The sequence below is a fragment of the Pseudomonas sp. FP2254 genome (genome assembly GCF_030687695.1).
In the GTDB taxonomy this organism is placed as follows: domain Bacteria; phylum Pseudomonadota; class Gammaproteobacteria; order Pseudomonadales; family Pseudomonadaceae; genus Aquipseudomonas; species Aquipseudomonas quebecensis.
Genome location: NZ_CP117444.1, coordinates 1,595,513 through 1,612,707 on the forward strand (window position 1 = coordinate 1,595,513; position 17,195 = coordinate 1,612,707).

General features: G+C 61.5%; 20 protein-coding genes, 1 tRNA gene and 3 pseudogenes. 12 read left to right on the forward strand and 12 right to left on the reverse strand.

The genetic code is table 11. From position 1 onward, the window contains the following. The first annotated feature begins 69 nt into the window (after positions 1–69). The 5 genes from PSH94_RS07305 to PSH94_RS07325 all read left to right on the forward strand — a co-directional run bounded on the left by PSH94_RS07305 (position 70) and on the right by PSH94_RS07325 (position 5,320). Positions 70–744 (forward strand): NAD(P)H-binding protein, encoded by a 675-nt coding sequence (locus PSH94_RS07305; protein ID WP_305436966.1) that lies wholly within the window; start codon positions 70–72, stop codon positions 742–744. Then, a complete protein-coding gene (locus PSH94_RS07310) occupies positions 744–1,697 on the forward strand; it encodes a LysR family transcriptional regulator (RefSeq protein WP_181081136.1) in 954 nt (317 codons plus the stop codon). The genes PSH94_RS07305 and PSH94_RS07310 overlap by 1 nt, the downstream gene beginning before the upstream one ends. 102 nt (positions 1,698–1,799) lie before the next feature. Next, positions 1,800–2,993: a CaiB/BaiF CoA-transferase family protein gene (locus PSH94_RS07315; protein ID WP_266248366.1), complete on the forward strand. Its 1,194-nt coding sequence runs from the start codon at positions 1,800–1,802 to the stop codon at positions 2,991–2,993. After that, complete coding sequence (locus PSH94_RS07320; RefSeq protein ID WP_253511112.1) at positions 2,990–3,931, forward strand: hydroxymethylglutaryl-CoA lyase; 942 nt, start codon at positions 2,990–2,992, stop codon at positions 3,929–3,931. Before PSH94_RS07315 ends, PSH94_RS07320 begins: the two co-directional genes overlap by 4 nt. 60 nt (positions 3,932–3,991) lie before the next feature. Further along, the gene (locus tag PSH94_RS07325) at positions 3,992–5,320 is read left to right on the forward strand and encodes an MFS transporter (RefSeq protein ID WP_305436967.1); all 1,329 of its coding nucleotides are present in this window, start codon (positions 3,992–3,994) and stop codon (positions 5,318–5,320) included. 7 nt (positions 5,321–5,327) lie between these two features. Here PSH94_RS07325 and PSH94_RS07330 read toward each other — a convergent pair. Further along, positions 5,328–5,453, reverse strand: a pseudogene (locus tag PSH94_RS07330) (EamA-like transporter family protein); the annotation flags it as partial. On the opposite strand from PSH94_RS07330, the pseudogene PSH94_RS07335 reads away from it, so the two are divergent. The 4 genes and pseudogenes from PSH94_RS07335 to PSH94_RS07350 form a co-directional block, all read left to right on the forward strand. Beyond that, positions 5,452–5,676: pseudogene (locus PSH94_RS07335) on the forward strand (LysR family transcriptional regulator); the annotation flags it as partial. The pseudogenes PSH94_RS07330 and PSH94_RS07335 overlap by 2 nt on opposite strands. A gap of 89 nt (positions 5,677–5,765) precedes the next feature. After that, positions 5,766–6,176, forward strand: coding sequence for a fosfomycin resistance glutathione transferase (fos, locus tag PSH94_RS07340; protein WP_305436968.1), 411 nt, complete (start codon positions 5,766–5,768; stop codon positions 6,174–6,176). Positions 6,177–6,225: 49 nt separating this feature from the next. Then, positions 6,226–6,867: a LysE family translocator gene (locus PSH94_RS07345; RefSeq protein ID WP_181081130.1), complete on the forward strand. Its 642-nt coding sequence runs from the start codon at positions 6,226–6,228 to the stop codon at positions 6,865–6,867. A gap of 118 nt (positions 6,868–6,985) precedes the next feature. After that, positions 6,986–7,513 carry a DUF4142 domain-containing protein gene (locus tag PSH94_RS07350; RefSeq protein WP_305436970.1) on the forward strand — a complete coding sequence of 176 codons (528 nt, stop codon included), beginning with the start codon at positions 6,986–6,988 and terminating at the stop codon, positions 7,511–7,513. Between the two features lie 55 nt (positions 7,514–7,568). On the opposite strand, the gene PSH94_RS07355 is transcribed toward PSH94_RS07350, so the two are convergent. From PSH94_RS07355 to PSH94_RS07400, 10 genes and pseudogenes are all read right to left on the reverse strand, one after another. Then, on the reverse strand, positions 7,569–7,994 hold the full coding sequence (locus PSH94_RS07355) for a low affinity iron permease family protein (protein WP_181081128.1): 426 nt from the start codon (positions 7,992–7,994) through the stop codon (positions 7,569–7,571). A gap of 130 nt (positions 7,995–8,124) precedes the next feature. Then, a complete protein-coding gene (locus tag PSH94_RS07360; protein ID WP_285428648.1) occupies positions 8,125–8,625 on the reverse strand; it encodes a methylated-DNA--[protein]-cysteine S-methyltransferase in 501 nt (166 codons plus the stop codon). A 101-nt stretch (positions 8,626–8,726) separates the two neighbouring features. After that, complete coding sequence (locus PSH94_RS07365; protein WP_305436972.1) at positions 8,727–9,059, reverse strand: hypothetical protein; 333 nt, start codon at positions 9,057–9,059, stop codon at positions 8,727–8,729. 142 nt (positions 9,060–9,201) lie between these two features. Further along, positions 9,202–9,507: a DUF6482 family protein gene (locus PSH94_RS07370; RefSeq protein ID WP_305437721.1), complete on the reverse strand. Its 306-nt coding sequence runs from the start codon at positions 9,505–9,507 to the stop codon at positions 9,202–9,204. Positions 9,508–9,545: 38 nt separating this feature from the next. Beyond that, a pseudogene (locus PSH94_RS07375) lies at positions 9,546–9,704 on the reverse strand (DUF3833 family protein); the annotation flags it as partial. Between the two features lie 202 nt (positions 9,705–9,906). Next, positions 9,907–9,980 (reverse strand) — tRNA-Gly (locus PSH94_RS07380). 169 nt (positions 9,981–10,149) lie between these two features. Further along, positions 10,150–11,034: an alpha/beta fold hydrolase gene (locus tag PSH94_RS07385; protein ID WP_305436973.1), complete on the reverse strand. Its 885-nt coding sequence runs from the start codon at positions 11,032–11,034 to the stop codon at positions 10,150–10,152. Positions 11,035–11,338: 304 nt separating this feature from the next. Further along, positions 11,339–12,031, reverse strand: coding sequence for a pseudouridine synthase (locus tag PSH94_RS07390; protein ID WP_305436974.1), 693 nt, complete (start codon positions 12,029–12,031; stop codon positions 11,339–11,341). Next, positions 12,031–12,243, reverse strand: coding sequence for a cysteine-rich CWC family protein (locus tag PSH94_RS07395; protein WP_305436975.1), 213 nt, complete (start codon positions 12,241–12,243; stop codon positions 12,031–12,033). The genes PSH94_RS07390 and PSH94_RS07395 overlap by 1 nt, the downstream gene beginning before the upstream one ends. Positions 12,244–12,327: 84 nt before the next feature. Continuing rightward, positions 12,328–13,950 carry a methyl-accepting chemotaxis protein gene (locus PSH94_RS07400; RefSeq protein ID WP_181081120.1) on the reverse strand — a complete coding sequence of 541 codons (1,623 nt, stop codon included), beginning with the start codon at positions 13,948–13,950 and terminating at the stop codon, positions 12,328–12,330. A gap of 316 nt (positions 13,951–14,266) precedes the next feature. On the opposite strand from PSH94_RS07400, the gene PSH94_RS07405 reads away from it, so the two are divergent. Both PSH94_RS07405 and PSH94_RS07410 read left to right on the forward strand, forming a co-directional pair. Then, the gene (locus PSH94_RS07405) at positions 14,267–14,647 is read left to right on the forward strand and encodes a hypothetical protein (protein WP_181081119.1); all 381 of its coding nucleotides are present in this window, start codon (positions 14,267–14,269) and stop codon (positions 14,645–14,647) included. A 150-nt stretch (positions 14,648–14,797) separates the two neighbouring features. Beyond that, the gene (locus tag PSH94_RS07410) at positions 14,798–15,220 is read left to right on the forward strand and encodes a DUF3757 domain-containing protein (protein WP_305436976.1); all 423 of its coding nucleotides are present in this window, start codon (positions 14,798–14,800) and stop codon (positions 15,218–15,220) included. A gap of 3 nt (positions 15,221–15,223) precedes the next feature. On the opposite strand, the gene PSH94_RS07415 is transcribed toward PSH94_RS07410, so the two are convergent. Next, positions 15,224–16,336: an enoyl-CoA hydratase/isomerase family protein gene (locus PSH94_RS07415; RefSeq protein WP_305436977.1), complete on the reverse strand. Its 1,113-nt coding sequence runs from the start codon at positions 16,334–16,336 to the stop codon at positions 15,224–15,226. A 138-nt stretch (positions 16,337–16,474) separates the two neighbouring features. On the opposite strand from PSH94_RS07415, the gene ung reads away from it, so the two are divergent. After that, entirely contained in the window at positions 16,475–17,167 is a 693-nt protein-coding gene (gene ung, locus PSH94_RS07420) for a uracil-DNA glycosylase (protein ID WP_253511132.1), read from the forward strand. The last annotated feature ends 28 nt before the right edge of the window (positions 17,168–17,195 follow it).

The following is a 17,195-nucleotide window of genomic DNA, read 5'->3' on the forward strand; positions in this document are numbered from 1 at the left end:
AAAGTGTGGAACTTCCACTGCGATCAACTTGCGGCTTACCGCTTGCGGCTTAATGCTGAGGTCCCTTTTATGAGAGTCTTGTTATTCGGCGCCACTGGCATGGTCGGCCAGGGCGTGTTGCGCGAGTGTCTGCTGGCGGTGGATGTGCAGGAAGTCGTCGCCGTTGGCCGCACCCCGCTGCCGCAGGTGCATGGCAAGCTGCATCAGGTGTTGCACGCCGATATGCTGGATTTCCAGGCGTTGGAAAATCTGTTGCAGGGCTTCGATGCGTGTTTCTTCTGCCTGGGTGTTTCTTCGGCGGGCATGAATGAAGCGCGCTACACCCATCTGACTTACGACTTGACCCTGGTCGCTGCCAGCACCCTGGCGCGGCTCAATCCGCAGATGACGTTTATCTACGTGTCCGGCGCCGGCACCGACAGTACCGAGACGGGCAAGTCGATGTGGGCGCGGGTCAAGGGCAAGACCGAGAACGCTTTGCTGCGCTTGCCGTTCAAGGCGGTGTACCTGTTCCGCCCCGGGGTCATTCAACCGTTGCACGGTGTGCGCTCCAAGACGCCGCTGTATCAAGCGTTCTACAGCGTGTTCGGGCCGCTGCTGTCGCTGGTCCGTCGGGTAAAGCCTGAATGGGTGGTGAGCACCGAGTCGGTTGGTCGCGCGATGTTGGCGGCGGTGCGCCATGGCGCGCCGCAGGCGGTGGTGGAACAGGCCCAAATCCAGCGTCTGGCCGGCGAGCGTGTGTGATGTTGCACAAGAGTCTGGTACGGCGCCTGGACCTGATCACCCTGCAACTGTTCGTCGCGGTGTTCGAAGAAGGCACGCTGACCCGCGCCGCCACCCGTGAAGCCATTGCGGTGTCCGCTGCCAGCAAGCGCCTGATGGAACTGGAACAGGTGCTTGGTGTGAGCCTGTTTGTGCGCCGGGCCAAAGGCATGGAGCTGACTGCCGCCGGTGAGACCCTGCTGCACCATGCGCGCAGGATGCTGTTCAACGTCGAGAAAATGGGCCTTGAGCTGGGCGAGCACAGCCATGGCGTGCGCGGCTATGTGCGGATGCTGGCCAATCTGTCCGCGATCATTCAGTTCCTGCCCGAAGACCTGCGGGATTTTTCCGAGCTGCACCCCGAAGTCAAAACCGATCTGGAAGAGCGCCCCAGCAACGGCGTAGTGCAGGGCGTGCTGGACGGGGTGGCGGACCTGGGAATCTGTTCCTGCGACACCGACACCAAGGGCCTGCCCAGCGTGACCTATCGCCACGACAAACTGGTGGTGCTGATGCCGCCGGACCATCCTCTGGCGGGCCGGCCGAGCCTGGCGTTCGCCGACACCCTGGGCAGCGATCACATCGGCCTGCACGCCGCCAGCTCCATCAACATGCGCACCCATGCCGCCGCGCGCGAGGCGGGCCAGATGCTGCGCCTGCGCATTCATGTGCCGGGCTTCGATGCGATGTGCCGCATGGTTCAGGCCAAGATGGGCATCGGTATCTTGCCGCGCAAGGCCTATGAACTGTTCGGACGTCCCCTGGGCCTGCATGCCGTGGCGCTGACGGATGCCTGGTCGGACCGCAGTCTGATTCTCGTCGTACGGGATGAAGCACAATTGTCGCCGGTCAGCCGTTTATTGTTCGACTACCTGAGCCTCTCAATGCCTTCCCTGGAGCGGCCTGACAGCCTGGTCCTACGGAAAAATTCATGAGCGTTCGCGTTTAGCGAACGCTCCTTGCCCACTGACGGTTGGATTTCCCGCGCGGTGCTCCTCTAGCCTTGGTCACTATTCCAAGAATAAGAGGTGCACCCGATGACAGCTCCCCTGAGCGGAATCAAGGTGATCGAGATCGGCACGCTGATCGCAGCGCCGTTCGCCGCACGCCTGATGGCCGAGTTTGGCGCCGATGTGATCAAGATCGAATCCATGGGCCAGGGCGACCCGCTTCGCAAGTGGCGAAAGCTGCATGAAGGCACGTCGCTGTGGTGGTACCTGCAATCGCGCAACAAAAAGTCCCTGGCGCTGGACCTCAAGTCCCATGAAGGCCTGGGGCTGATCAAGCAACTGCTCGGCGATGCCGACGTGCTTATTGAAAACCTGCGCCCCGGCGGCCTGGAAAAGCTCGGTCTGGGCTGGGAGGTGCTGCATGCCTTGAACCCCAGGCTCACCCTGGTACGCATCTCCGGCTACGGCCAGACCGGCCCTTATCGGGACCGTCCGGGTTTCGGTGCGATCGGCGAGGCCATGGGCGGCATTCGCTACACCACCGGCAACCCCGATTCGCCCCCGGCGCGGGTCGGAGTGAGCCTGGGCGATTCCCTGGCATCGCTGCATGGCGTGATCGGTGCGTTGATGTCGTTGCTGCGGGTCAAGACCGGCCAGGGCGACGGGCAGGTCGTCGATGTGTCCCTGGCCGAAAGCGTGTTTAACGTGATGGAGAGCCTGGTGCCGGAGTACGACATGCTCGGCCATGTGCGCGAGCGCAGCGGCGGGGCGTTGCCCGGCATTGCGCCGTCCAATACCTACCCGACCGCCGACGGTGCCTACGTGGTGATCGCCGGCAACAGCGACCCGATCTACAAACGGCTGATGCACGCCATCGGCCGCGCCGATCTGGCCGATGCGCCGCAGTTCGCCCACAACGACGGCCGCGCCGCCCAGAGTACCTTGCTGGATGCGGCCATTACGCACTGGACCGCCGGCCAACCGATCGACCGCGTGCTCAGCGTCCTGGAGGCTGCCGAAGTCCCGGCCGGGCGCATCTATTCGGTGGCGGATATCGTCAATGACCCGCACTACCAGGCGCGCGACATGCTGCTCGATGCCCAGTTGCCCGGCGGTGTGTCGGTGAAGATGCCGGGCATCGTGCCCAAGCTCTCGCAAACCCCCGGCGGCGTGAAGTGGCAGGGCCCTGCGCTGGGCCAGCATACCGACGAAATCCTCGGCAACCTGGGCCTGAGTGGCGCCGATATCCAACGCCTGAAAAACGCGGGGGTGGTGCAATGATCCATAACTATGGCGACCCGCTGATCGTGCAGGAAGTCTCGCCGCGCGACGGCCTGCAGATCGAACCGACCTGGGTCGAGACCGCCGACAAAATTGCCTTGATCGACCAGTTGTCCCTGGCCGGTTTTTCCCGCATCGAAGCCGGCTCGTTCGTGTCGCCCAAAGCTATCCCGGCGTTGCGTGATGGCGAGCAGGTGTTCCGGGGCATCGAACGTCGGCCGGGGGTGATCTACGTGGCGCTGATCCCCAACCTTAAGGGCGCCCAGCGCGCGATCGAGGCCCGCGCCGATGAATTGAACCTGGTGATGTCCGCCAGCCAGACCCACAACCTGGCCAATATGCGCATGCGCTGCGAAGCCTCATTGGCGGCTTTCGCCGATATCGCGCGGTTTGCCGCCGAGCATCCGGTGCGCCTCAACGCCAGTGTCTCTACGGCGTTTGGCTGCCCGTTCGAAGGGCGCATCGACGAAGACCGTGTGCTGCAGATAGTCGAGGCGTATCAGGCCATGGGGATTGAAGGCATCAGCCTGGCCGACACGACCGGCATGGCCAACCCGCGTCAGGTGCAGCGTCTGGTCAAGCGCGTGCTGCAGCGGGTTTGCGCAAGTGACCTGACCCTGCATTTTCATAACACCCGTGGCTTGGGTTTGTGCAACGTGCTGGCGGCTTACGAAGTGGGCGCGCGTCGGTTCGATGCGGCCCTCGGCGGCCTGGGTGGCTGCCCGTTTGCACCGGGGGCGTCGGGCAATATCTGCACCGAAGACCTGGTCAACCTGTGCGACGAAGTGGGGATTCACACCGGCATCGACCTGCCGCACCTGTTGCAGCTGTCCCGGCGCTTGCCGGTCTTGCTGGGCCATGAACTGCCAGGGCAGGTGGCCAAGGCCGGGCGTAATTGCGATCTGCATCCGCCACCGGCGCACACCGCCGCGCTGTAACGCCATACCAGACAACAAAAACAATCGGACGCCTTGGAGCGGTCCGCTGGGAGAAAAACAATGAGCACCAACACAGTAGAGACCGGCGCGCGCCCGGTCGGTGAAGTCGATCCGGTCAAGGCGGTGGTCCGCAAGGTTGCCTGGCGCCTGATGCCGTTGATCATGGTCTGCTACCTGTTCGCTTTTTTTGACCGCATCAACATAAGCTTCGCCAAGTTCCAGCTGCAGGCCGACCTGGGCCTGAGCAACACCGCCTACGGCCTGGGCGCGGGATTGTTCGTGATCGGCTATGTGATCTTTGAAGTGCCGAGCAACATGATGCTGTACAGGGTCGGCGCCCGCCGTTGGATCGCACGGATCATGGTGTCCTGGGGCCTGGCCACGGCGGCCATGGTGTTCGTCACGGCCGAATGGCAGTTCTATGCCCTGCGCTTTCTGATCGGGGCCATGGAGGCCGGGTTTGCCCCCGGTGTGCTGTATTACCTGACGTTGTGGTTTCCCCAGGACTTCCGTGGACGCATCACCTCGATGCTGTTCCTCGCCTCGGCGTTTTCCGGGCTGGTGGGCGCGCCGTTCTCCGGCCTGGTGCTGGAACACATGGACGGGGTGCTGCAGATGCGCGGCTGGCACTGGTTATTCCTGCTTGGCGGTCTGCCGTGCGTGGGGCTGGCGTGGATGGTGCTGACGCAATTCAAGGACCGCATCGAAGACGCGCCGTGGCTGAGCGCCGAGGAAAAAACCCTGCTCGCCAGCCGCATTGCCGTGCACGAGGTGCACAAGAAAGGTTCGCTGCTCCAAGCCCTGCGCATCCCCGGTTTTCTGATGCTGGGATTGATCTACTTCCTGATCCAGGTAGCGTCTTACGGACTGAACTTCTGGGCGCCGCAATTGATCCGCAGCGCGGGCATCGAAAGCGCGGTGGTGATCGGTCTGTTGACCGCCATCCCGTATATCTGCGGCGCGATTACCATGGTCGTGGTAGGACGCTGGTCTGACGCCACCGGTGAGCGGCGTAAGTTCGTCAGTGGGTTGGTGGTCATGGGCGCTGTAGGGTTTTTCTGCGCGGGTATCTTCGATGACCAGCAGGTGTTTCTGATCATTGCCTTGGGCCTTTTGGGCGCCGGCATCATTGCTTCGATCCCGACGTTCTGGACCTTGCCGCCCAAACTGTTGGCGGGCGCCGGAGCAGGGGCGGCAGGCGGGATAGCGCTGATCAACACGCTGGGGCAATTGGGCGGGATCGTCAGCCCGGTGATGGTGGGGCGCATCAAGGACATTACCGGCAGCACCACGCCGGCGTTGTATGTGATTGCCGTGTGCGCCTTGATCGCCGCCGCACTGTTGATGTGGGGCCTGCCGCACAAAATGCGCACGTCCGACAAGCGCTGACGCGGGTTCATGCGGACGCCAGCGCTTTGCCTGGCGCGCCGCCGAACTGAATCAACGCCACGCCCCCCATCAGCAACAACGCCCCGACCACCCGGGGCGTTGTCAGCTGACGCTCTGCAAGACCGAACAGGCCGACTTACCTGGCACGCCCCCACGTGCTGCTGGAAATGCGCGGCAGCGGCACCCCGGAAATCGAGCGGGCACTGAGGGCGATCCGCCAGCGCCGATATGTGGCGATCAGCGTGCCGCACTGGGGCGTGGCGCCACAGTTGATCCTGAGCACGGACCTGATCCTGACGATGTCCGCCCGTGGCGTGCAGAACGTTGATCATCGGCAATTGCTCACCCTGCCACCTACAAGCGGTGGTGGGTTGAGGTCCGCTCGCTTCATAATCTGCGCTCGCACTGTTGGATCTTGCTCACGCTATTGCGCCGAGGAAATATCATGCTTTCTGGTTTCAACCACCTGACTCTGGCCGTCACCGACGTGCCGCGCAGCGTCCATTTCTACCATGATGTGCTGGGGCTTCAGCTCGACGCCACGTGGGATAATGGTGCGTATTTATCATTGCCGGGGTTGTGGTTGTGCCTGTCCCTCGACCGCTCATGCGGGTCGGAGCCGGCTGCGGACTACACGCATTACGCGTTCACGGCTGAGCCGCAGGGGTTCACCGCGCTGGTCGAACGTCTGCGTACCGCCGGTGTGCAGGAATGGCGCGATAACCGCAGCGAGGGCGCCTCGTTCTATTTTCTCGACCCCGACGGCCATAAGCTCGAAGTCCACGTCGGCGATCTGGCTTCGCGCCTGCGAGCCTGTCGCACCCGGCCTTATACCGGCATGACCTTTTACCCATAACGCCGGAACGTGCAAAATCCTTGCACCGCTCACTTATCAGAGTCGCGCCATGACCCCTTCGTTGCTGCTCGCTGTGCTTGCTTCGGGTTTTATCTACGGGATTACCCCTGGCCCCGGTGTACTGGCCGTGTTCGGCATCGGTGCCGCTCGTGGTCGGCGGGCCGGAGCGGGGTTTTTGTGCGGGCATTTGCTGGGGGACGTGGTGTGGTGCAGCACTGCGTTGATTGCCATCGTCGGTGCGCGAGAGGTGGGCAGCAGCGCGTTCGATGTGCTGGGCGTGCTCAGCGGTGCGTATCTGTTCTGGCTCGGCTGGCGCGCGATTCGCACCCGGCGTCGCAGCAGCGATGCTCCCGAAGGCGCGGCGCGGCATCCGTTCTGGCACGGCATTCTGTTTGGCTTGACCAACCCCAAGGCCTACCCGGTGGCGGTGGCCACCTTTACTGCGTTGTTGTCCAGCCGTGCCGAGCTGCTGACCTGGTCGATGCTGCCGTGGTTGATCGTGTTGAGTTTTATCGGCGGGTTGCTGGCTTATGGGATTCTGATCGGCGTAGTCGGCGCTCATCGGGTGCGCACCCTGTACCAACGGCATGAAATTCTTATCACCCGTCTCTGTGGCCTGATGTTTATCGGTTTCGCCATCAACGCACTGGCCCATGCCTTGCCCGGCTTGTTTGGCAGCAAAGCGGCCTGACGAGCCGATGACCGTTCGTCGCACTGGTAAGTTTTTTCTAAACCTTTACTCCTGTGAAAATTCGAATTCAGGGCGAGGCCTGTGCCCCGCCCTAATTTTTGCTCTGGAGGAACCCATCATGAGCCGCATGGCTATCCGGTTACGCACCGCCAGTTTCGCGATGCTGCTGGGCCTCGGCACCAGCAGTGCTTTCGCCCAGTCGCCCGCTGAGTTCATCGAGCAGGCGTCGGCCAAGGGCATGGCCGATATCGAGACCAGCCGCATGGCCCACTCCAAAACCTCGTCCCAGGAAATCAAGGACTACACCATCGAGGTGATCAACGAGCGCACCCTGGCCAACCAGCATCTGGCGGCCATCGCCAAGAAGCTCGACCTGCCGGTGGCCCCGCGGGAAAAAATCGTCGATAAAGCCGAAACCCTGATGCCTGAACTCAAGGACGGCGACTCCTTCGATGCGGCCTACGCAGCGCAGCAGGTCAAGGAAAACGAAGAGGCCATCGCACTGTTCAAAAAAGAAGGCGCCGCTTCCGATGTGCCGGAGATTAAAGCGCTGGTGGATGAAACCTTGCCGCGCTTGGAAGAACGTCTGCAAAAGGCGCGTGCGTTGGCATCGACCTATGGCAAAGGCCACCAAGGCGACGGTTGAACCGGTGGGTTGAATAACGAAACGGCGGTTGGATAAGCTCCAACCGCCGTTTTTTTCAGGCCTGGTTCAAGTCGGTTTTCGTCGGCGCCGCATCGTCGGCGGCATGCCCGCAACTGCTGTTGAGGTTGACCGTCCCGGCCTGGCCAATGCTGCGGTATTCCTGACGCAGTTTTTCCAACTCCTTGCGGTCCAGGCCATCAAGGCTGAGGACGGCGTTCTGAGCGTCCTTGGACACGCGCAGCAGCTCATCGATCTTGATATGCAGGATGTCGTTGTCACGGTTCTGCGTGTTCTGGATCAGGAACACCATCAGGAACGTGATGATGGTGGTCGAGGTGTTGATGATCAGTTGCCAAGTGTCGTTGAAGTGAAAATAAGGCCCGCTCAGGCTCCACGCCAGAATCAGCGCCACCGCTGTGTAGAACGTCCGGGGGCTGCCTGCCCAACGGGACAGGGTTTGTGAAACAGCGGAGAATTTCATGACCGTTTTCCTCAAAGAAGTGGGTGATGAATAAACTGACCGCAGCTGAGCTTTGAAATTTCTTTTTACAAATACACAGGCGGACGAGATGAATGTTCAAGTCCGCCGATACCTTCGAAAAAACCAGCCATTAAAAAAGCAGCCCCGCCTGACCAGTGCCTTCCAGCGCCAGCAGATACTGTTTGGCTTGCAGCCCTCCGGCGAACCCGGTCAGTCCGCCGGACGCGCCGATGACGCGATGGCAGGGCGCGATGATTGAGATCGGGTTGCGCCCATTCGCCGCGCCCACGGCACGCACGGCTTTCGGGTTGCCGATCTGCTGGGCGATCTCACTGTAACTACGGGTTTCGCCGAAGGGGATAGTCAGCAGCGCCTGCCACACCAGCTTCTGGAAAACGGTGCCGGTGAAGTCCAGTTCCAGCTCGAACCTGTTGCGCCTGCCGGCGAAGTACTCGGTCAGTTGACGTTCGGTCTCCAGCAGTACCGGGCTGTCATTGGCCTCATTCAACTGCCCCAGTCGGACGCGGTTGGCGCGCTCGGTTTCCCAGAGGATGGCAGCGAGTTTGTCATCGCGCGCCACCAGAGTGAGCACGCCAACGGGTGAGGGCATAAGCTTGTAGTGGCAGGGCATGAGCGGTGTCCTCGACTGGGTGGGGTTAAAAGCGACAGGCCCATTCTAGTGCCGCCCGTCTCAGTGGAAACTACGTTTCTTGCGGTGCAATTCCCAGCCGTTTAGAAGTACCCATAGACCCAGCTGGCGTGGTACTCGTACCAGTAATACCAGGCGATCAGATACGGCACCTTGAGCAAGGATGCAGTCCCCAGCATGAACATCGAAAAGGCATTGAACACGGTGACGATCAGCGCGAACAGGGTCACGCGCCGGCTGGCATGGCGGCTGGCGAACCACACGCCATAGGCCGAAGCAGCGATGCTGCCCAGCCCCAGCAACAGCCCGAATGGGAATGGCAGCCGCAAAAACGACACCAGCAAGGGCAACACCAACACCCAGCCGATGACTTGACGCCGGATGTGGCGGGGAGTGGTTGGGGCGTATCCAGGCATTGCGTCATTCCGCTCTCGGGCTCAAGGGATGGTCATCATCACTATAGTGAACCCTCGCGCGCATTCGGATTTTACTGAGTATCCACCCGCTTCCCGCCGCTGCGTTTCTGGCCGCTCATCGCATTGATCGGCCGAAAGGCCCTCAAAACGTGGCGCCCAGCGAAAACGGCACGCGCAACGCTGCGATGGGCCCATCGCGGACCCCGCACATCTCGTCATGTGCGCACTGTTGCACCAGCACACAGGGGAAGGGCGTCACGCCCAGCAGCAGGTCTCGCAGGTGCGTGGTAGAGCGGATGCGCAGCGGCTGACCATCCTCTCCCAGCAGCATCGCTTCCCCATGGTCAAAGCGGATGCGCGCCACATAGAAACCGCCTTCCAGCGACAGCAGTTGCAGCTCGCGGACTTCACCTTTTGCAGCCCGATCCGACAGCATTTGCTTATTCATCATTCACCCCAAGCCTGTTGACAGGCACGACAAGCGCTTTATTGGCGACGGAAAAACAACGTGACCTGGCCCCACTCGACACCGAACTTGGACATGCTCGAACGGTTGATCAGTGTGTCTTCGTCCATCAGGTACATCCAGTCGTCGAAGCTGACCTCATACACCGAACCGTCCACTGGTAGGTTGAGGCGGTAGCGCACTCCATGATCGTGCGGGGAAAGACACCCCGATAGGGCGTAATACTTGTACAAAAATATAAATTTGTACAGGTTTTTGCGGCAAGCAGCGGAGTGACCAAGCGCTGTGATGGCTGAATCGCATGCATAAAAAAACCGGCCACCAAGGACCGGTTTTTCAAGCGTTCCCGTCGGTAACTGCGTGACGGGAAGCACATTTGAGTGGAGCGGGTGAAGGGAATCGAACCCTCGTTATCAGCTTGGGAAGCTGGAGTAATGCCATTATACGACACCCGCTCAGAGCGGCTGACTTTGTACCAGATGTGCGCCGGGATTTGAAGTTTTTCTTTGGGAAATGTACGGGTTGCGCGCAGTGGCCGATCCGGCGAACGCACTCAATGCGCGTGCTGGCTTACGGTGGCGAGCCGGTTCGCTCGTCACCGTAAGCCAGCACTGAGCCTGTGTTTCACAGCGCGAAGGCGTGCTGGGTCTGGCCCTGGTCATAGCGCAAGCGGCTGGGGCGGCGTGTGTGTGTCAAGAAGCCCACCACGGCTTCACGGCTGTCCCTGCATGCCGCCTTGTGCTCCATGTCCAGGAAGTGCCCGGTGGCCTGGATGACGCTGAAGCTGCTGTGGGGCACGTAGTGCCCGAACTGCCTGGCGTCTTCGGCGCTGGTGTACTCGTCCCATTCGCCGTTGACGAACAGCACCGGTATATCGATTTGCCTGGCGGCCTTGAGGTAGCACAGTCGATCGCTGTTCAGTACCTGGCTGATGTGGAAATGCATTTGCCCGTATTCATGCTCGGCCAGGCTGCTCACGTGCTTGTAGTTGAAGCGCTTGAACAACGACGGCAGGTGTTTGCCGATGGTGGTATTGACCAGATGGCCGACGCGATCGCGGTCCAGGTTGCCCAGGTAGTCGACGCCGCGTTCGAGGTAGTCGCGCATGGGCGCGTTGATCACCGGTGAGAACGAGCTGATCACGGCCTTTTCCACCCGGCGCGGGCGCTGGGAGAGGGCCACCAGGGTGGCGGCGCCGCCCCAGGAAAACGACAGCACGTGTTCGGCGGCGAAATGGTCGATCAGCTCCAGCAGGATCTGGCCTTCAACGTCCTTCGTCAGCATATGCTCATGGCGGTTGTGGATCTTGGAGCGGCCGGCGTAGGGCTGGTCGTACAAAACCACATTGAACTGCGGGTGCAGGCTTTTCACGGTTTGGGCGAAGGATGCCGTGGTGGCCATCGAGCCGTTGACCAGGATGATGGTCTTTTCAGCAGCGTCCGCGCGATAGAACTCCGTGTAAACCCGATACTGACCCTGTATATCCAGCACAGCGATTTCTGGCCTCATGTCGTAAGACTCCTGGCAAGCGGGTAGGGCGCGCAGAACACTCTGCACGCGCTTTGTGACAGGCAGGCATACGCCTGGAAAAGGAGGGCCCATGTCGGTCCGATAACGGCTGGCCGGCGGGTGTTGTTATGGCGGGCGGTTTGCCTGGAAGGCCCGTGGATCAAGCGCGGGCGGGGCAAGGTAGGTCTTGGAGGTTATAGGCGACTCATCAGTCATAGTGCGGCTGACGTGGTGATTCAAGCAGCAGACCCGGGATGCCGCAAGGCGCTCGAACCGGTTTTTGCCTGCACCGGCTGAACGGTGGTCAGACCTGGCGGATTTCCGCGTCGGTCAATGCCCGATACTCGCCCGGCGCGAGGGTCGCATCCAGCTCCAGCGGCCCCATGCGCTCGCGGTGCAGATCGATCACTTTATTATCGAAATGCCCGAACATCCGTTTGACCTGATGGTAGCGGCCTTCGACGATGCTCAAGCGTGCAATCCTCGGTCCCAGCAACACCAGCTCGGCGGGCTGGGTGGTGAGGTCTTCGAAAGCAAAGTACAGGCCGGCGGCGAACGTCGCCGCGTACTCAGGGCCGATGTCCTGTTGGGTGTGGACCCGATACACCTTGGGCAACTTGGTCTGCGGTTGCGTCAGGCGGCGCGACCATTGGCCGTCGTTGGTGATCACCAGCAAACCGGTGGTATTGAAGTCCAGCCGCCCGGCGATATGCAGCTCGCCTTTATCCGGCTCGTCCAGCCAGTCGAGCACGGTCGGATGCCGGGCGTCCGCCGTCGCGCTCACGCAGCCCTTGGGCTTGTGCAGCATGAAATAACGCGCCGGTCTGCCCGCCTGCAGCACTTGCCCGTCCACGCACACCCGGCTGAATTCGCGCACGTTATGATGGGGATCGCTGACGGCCACGCCGTCGACGCTGATCCGGCGTTCCACCAGGAGCAGGCGCACTTGCTGGCGATTGAAGCGCGGCAGGTTGCTGAGGAAACGATCGACACGCATCAGGACGGGCCGGCGTCGCGCAGTTGCTGGTCGACCTGGGCGCAGCGCGGGCACAGGCAGGCCTGGTTGCGCAGTGCATCGGGCAAGGCTTGCAGCACTGCCGGATCGATGGTGACGCGGTAACACCAGCAGGGCTGGTCAACGCGGCGTGGGTCGGCCAGGGCGCAGTCGTTGCGGGCACCACAGGCGGGGCAGAGGGTGGGCGTGGTCATCGGTGGGTTCAGACGGTATCGGGCAAGGAGCCGGTCAATTCCGGCGTGCCTTGCACGATACAGGGCCGACCTTGCGTCGGCTACTCAGAGCTTGAACTTGCTCACCAGCACATTGAAGGAGGTGGCCAGGCGCGACAGGTCCTGGCTGGAGGCGTTGGTCTGGTGCGCACCGGCCGCGGTCTGGGTGGACAGGTCCTGGATATTGAGCAGGTTGCGATCCACTTCACGGGCCACCTGGGCCTGTTCCTCGGAGGCCGAAGCGATCACCAGGTTGCGCTCGTTGATCCTCGCCACGCTGGCGGTGATGCGCTGCAGCGCTTCACCGGCACTCTGCGCCAGGGTCTGGGTGTTATTGGCCCAGGTCAGGCTCTTGTTCATTGCCGCCACCGCGCCATCGGCACCGACCTGTACTTCGCCGATCATTTTTTCGATATCGACCGTGGACGTCTGGGTGCGATGGGCCAACGCGCGTACTTCGTCGGCAACCACGGCAAAACCACGGCCTTGCTCGCCAGCGCGCGCCGCTTCGATCGCAGCATTGAGGGCCAGCAGATTGGTCTGGTCGGCGATGCTGCGGATTACGTCGATCACCTTGCCGATTTCGCGCACCTGGTTGGCCAGGTCGGCGACCGATTGCGTCGAATCGTTGATCTCCAGCACCATCGACGACATGCCCGACACCGCCTGTTCCACTTGCTGGCGACCCTCCTCGGCTTCGGTGGTGGCCTGGTGCGAGGCTTGCGAGGTCGATACGGCGTTGCTCGCCACTTCGTCCACTGCGGCGGTCATCTGGTTTACGGCGGTGGCCGCCTGTTGGATCTCATCGTTCTGGCGGGTCAGGCCGCGGCTGCTTTCATCGGTGACCGCGCTCAACTCTTCGGCGGCCGAGGCCAGTTGATCAGCCGCATTGGCAATTTCCACCAGAGTGCTTTTCAGGCCGCCCTGCATGTCGGACAGCGCCATCAACAGTTGCCCGGCTTCGTCGGTGCGCTCGGTGAGAATGGCGTGGGTGAGGTCGCCGTCGGCAATGCGCTGGGCGCTCTGTACCGCCTGTGCGATGGGGCGCGTGATCAGACGGGTGATCAGCACGCCCACGCTGATGGCGATGATAAAGGCCAGGACGATGCCGCTGATCATCCACGTCAACGCGCTGTCGCGCAGTTGCTCGGCAGCGATGGCGCCTTCCTTGATCTGGCGGTTGTTGGAATCGATGATTATGCGGATCAGTTCGCGCGCCTGGCGGAACAGCTCGTTGTTGGTGGTGTTGAGCTCCACGCGGGCCTGGTCGATCTTGCCGCCGTCGAGCAGCGTCATGATGCGTTCGGCACTGCTGATATAGGTTGGCCAGATCTGATCGAGCTTGTCACCGGCCGCCCGTTCGTCGTCTTCCAGCGGGGTTGCCCGGTAGGTGGCGTAAGCGCTCTGACTGCGCTTGAGTTCGTTGCCGATATCCTGGCGTACGCGGTCGCGGTCCTGCTGCGCCACATCGCCTCGGCTGGCGTCCATCAGGCGGTACAAACCTCGGTTGTGCGCCACCAGCCCATTAAGGGTGGCCGCCGTATTACTCACGGACACCAGGTTGTTGGAAAACGTCAGTTCCAACGCCGTGGCGAGCCGAACGACCCCCTTGATACCCAGCAGGCCGACCCCAAGGGTGACCAGCGCACACAGTAGAAATGAAAGCAGCAGCTTGGTTGAAATTTTCATGGCTCGAATCCGGGGATGTTAGCGAAGGATGCACGCTAGAGCCTCCCTGGCGTTGCGCGACATCATAATGACATCATCGTAAGCCGAAGAGTTTCGGTGTTTCAAAATTAACTGAAACGTTAAAGCTGAAGCCGCCGTGGGAGCCGCTGGCGACGTGGCTTCGTCGGCCTTGCCGCCGGTCGACATAGATGTATCAATGTGTTGCCGGAACGCACCAGATTCCGTTTTTGATGTCAGATATTTCGTCATTCGGTGAAAGCTGAATGCCGCCCTTCAGCGTCGCTGAAGGTGCTCCCTCGCGGTCCAGGAGGCCGCCATGTATCGACGAATGCTGCTCAGCGCTTTACTCGGTCTGACCCTTACCGCTTGCGTGCCTTATTACGATGGAGGCCAGAGCTATTACCGTTCCGAGGTCTACACCTCACCTGCACCGGCGTACTACTACGGTGGCGGTTCGGTGTATCAATACCGGCGCGACTACTACCCGGCACCGCGTTACTACACGCCTGCGCCGCGCTATTACTCCGCCCCGCGTTACTATCAGCCGGCACCGCGCTATTACCCTGCGGGCCCGCGCGCCGGCTACCGGCCTTATCCAAACCCCGGTTGGGGTGATCGTGGAGGGCATGGTGGCTATGACCGGGGCGACCGCGGCCATCGAGGTGATCATGGACAAGGCCGCGGCGGTCACCGCTGAAGGTCCTGAATGAGCAGCGGCGCATCGAGCGCCGCTTTTTTTGCAACCGTTTATCGGGACTGTCATTTATAACAGGTTTCTTTTTTGCCCAGGATGTCCTTCACTCACAGGATAGTGAGTGCCTTTTGGGGGCGTCCTTTGACCAGATCCATGTCCTGTCTACTTCTGCTGTTGAGCTATGCAGTCATACAGACGAGCGCCGCGCAGGGGTGCCCGTACCCATCGACCGTTCGCTACGAAAAAAACCGGTTCCAGGGGCTTGATGGAAGGACCCTCTGGCGCAGCCCCAGCGTTCCGTACGACGGTTATGTCGAGCGTTTCGTAGGCGCCGTGTTTATTCCGAAGGAGGGGGACTCGCGCGACGAGGGGTATTTTGAACAGTGCATTTACAGCACTAATCGCGGCCAGTCGGTCGCATTACGCTACAGCGCGAAGAACGGCCCCTACAGCTTTTCGCTGACCACGACTTCGCACTGGCGCCTGGTCGAGGATCCCTTCGGCCGGGACGTGTACATCTGTGAAGACCGCCAGCCGGACAACTGCTCGTTTACCGTAAAGCAACTCCGAAGATAGCTGTCAGTAATCAGAAAGATCTGCCAGAGGATTCCTACCTTCCCACGCTTTGCTGAAATGCGCGTGCACCACGGCGTCGGGCACCGTGTTGATATCCGGCCAGTGCCAGTGGGGCGTCTGATCCTTGTCGATCAACCGCGCCCGCACCCCTTCGGCGAACTCCGGGTGGCGGCAGCAATTGAGGCTTAGGGTGTATTCCATCTGGAACACCTGAGCCAGGGACAAATGACGCGCGCGCTGGATCTGTTCCCACACCAGATGCGCCGTCAGCGGGCATCCTTCGCTCAACGTCTTGCCGGCGCGGTTGAACAGCGGATCGGCATGCTCGCGCAGGGCACTCAGGGCCCGCCATGCACAGCGCACATCGCCCACGTCCAGCCAGGCGTCGATCTGTGCACGCCGCGGCAGCCACTGTGCTTCGGGCTGTTGGTCCTGCGCCTCCTGGGCCAGGGCCTTGAGCAGGCTGTTGAGTTGCATCGCGGTCTGTTCCTGCCAATTCAGTTGCAACAGGCCCTCGACCAGCTGATCTTGTTGGTCATCGCGCAGAAAACGGTCGGCCAGCCCCAGGTCCAGGGCATCACGCCCATTGATATGCGCACCGGTCAGGCCCAGGAACACACCGAGTTTGCCCGGCAGGCGCGACAGGAACCAACTGGCGCCTACATCCGGGTACAGGCCGATGCTGATTTCCGGCATGGCCAGCCGGCTGCTCGGCGTGACGATACGCACCGCCGCGCTTTGCAGCAGGCCCATGCCGCCGCCCAGCACGTAGCCATGGCCCCAACAGATCAGCGGTTTGGGATAGGTGTGCAGGCGATAGTCGAGGCGATATTCAGCGGCGAAAAACTGCGCGCCCAGCGCGGGCACTTCACCTGGGTGCTCAAGGCACGCCTGGGCCAGGCTGCGTACTTCGCCACCGGCGCAGAACGCTTTGGGGCCATTGCCGCGCAGCAACACACAGACGATTTGCGGGTCTTTGGCCCAGGCTTCCAGGCGGTCGCCAAGGGCCAGAATCATCGGCAGGGAGAGGGCATTGAGCGTTTTTTCCGCGTCGAGGCTGGCGATGCCGATACGGGCGCCGCCGCTGCCGGTCAGTTCTTCAAAGTGCAGATTCATCGTGACCTCAATCGAGAAAGTGAAGGATCAGTATGATCCTTTGGTGGGAAAGTGCCGGTGGTGTGTCAGATCAATTGACAAGCGGAGTCGGCTTTCCTAGGGTTCGCCTCATTCTTTTTTTTACAAGACACTTCAACGATGACCGACGGCGACCGCATCAAACTCGAACCCAGCTGGAAAGACGCCCTGCGCGACGAGTTCGACAAGCCCTACATGGCCCAGTTGCGCGAATTCCTGCGCCAGGAGCATGCCGCCGGCAAAGAGATCTACCCGCCCGGCCCGCTGATATTCAATGCGCTCAACTCGACGCCCCTGGACAAGGTCAAGGTGGTGATACTCGGCCAGGACCCCTACCACGGACCTGGCCAGGCCCATGGTCTGTGCTTCTCGGTGCAACCGGGCGTGCCGGCGCCGCCGTCGTTGGTCAATATCTATAAAGAACTCAAGCGCGACCTGAACATCGACATCCCCAACCACGGTTATCTGCAGAGCTGGGCCGACCAAGGCGTGCTGATGCTCAACACCACCATGACCGTGGAGCGCGCCAACGCCAATGCCCATGCGGGTAAGGGCTGGCAGTTTTTTACCGATCGGATCATCGAGGTGGTCAGCGAGCACCAGCCGCACCTGGTATTCCTGTTGTGGGGCGCCCATGCGCAGAGCAAGCAGAAGCTGATCGACGCCACCAAGCACCTGGTGTTGACGTCGGTGCATCCGTCGCCGCTGTCGGCGTACCGGGGGTTTATCGGCTGCGGGCATTTCAGCCGCGCCAACAAGTTTCTCGAGCAGAACGGCGAGACGCCGATTGAGTGGCGCCTGCCGCCTCTTTAAGGCCAGGCCTGCTAAAAACGGGGAGGGT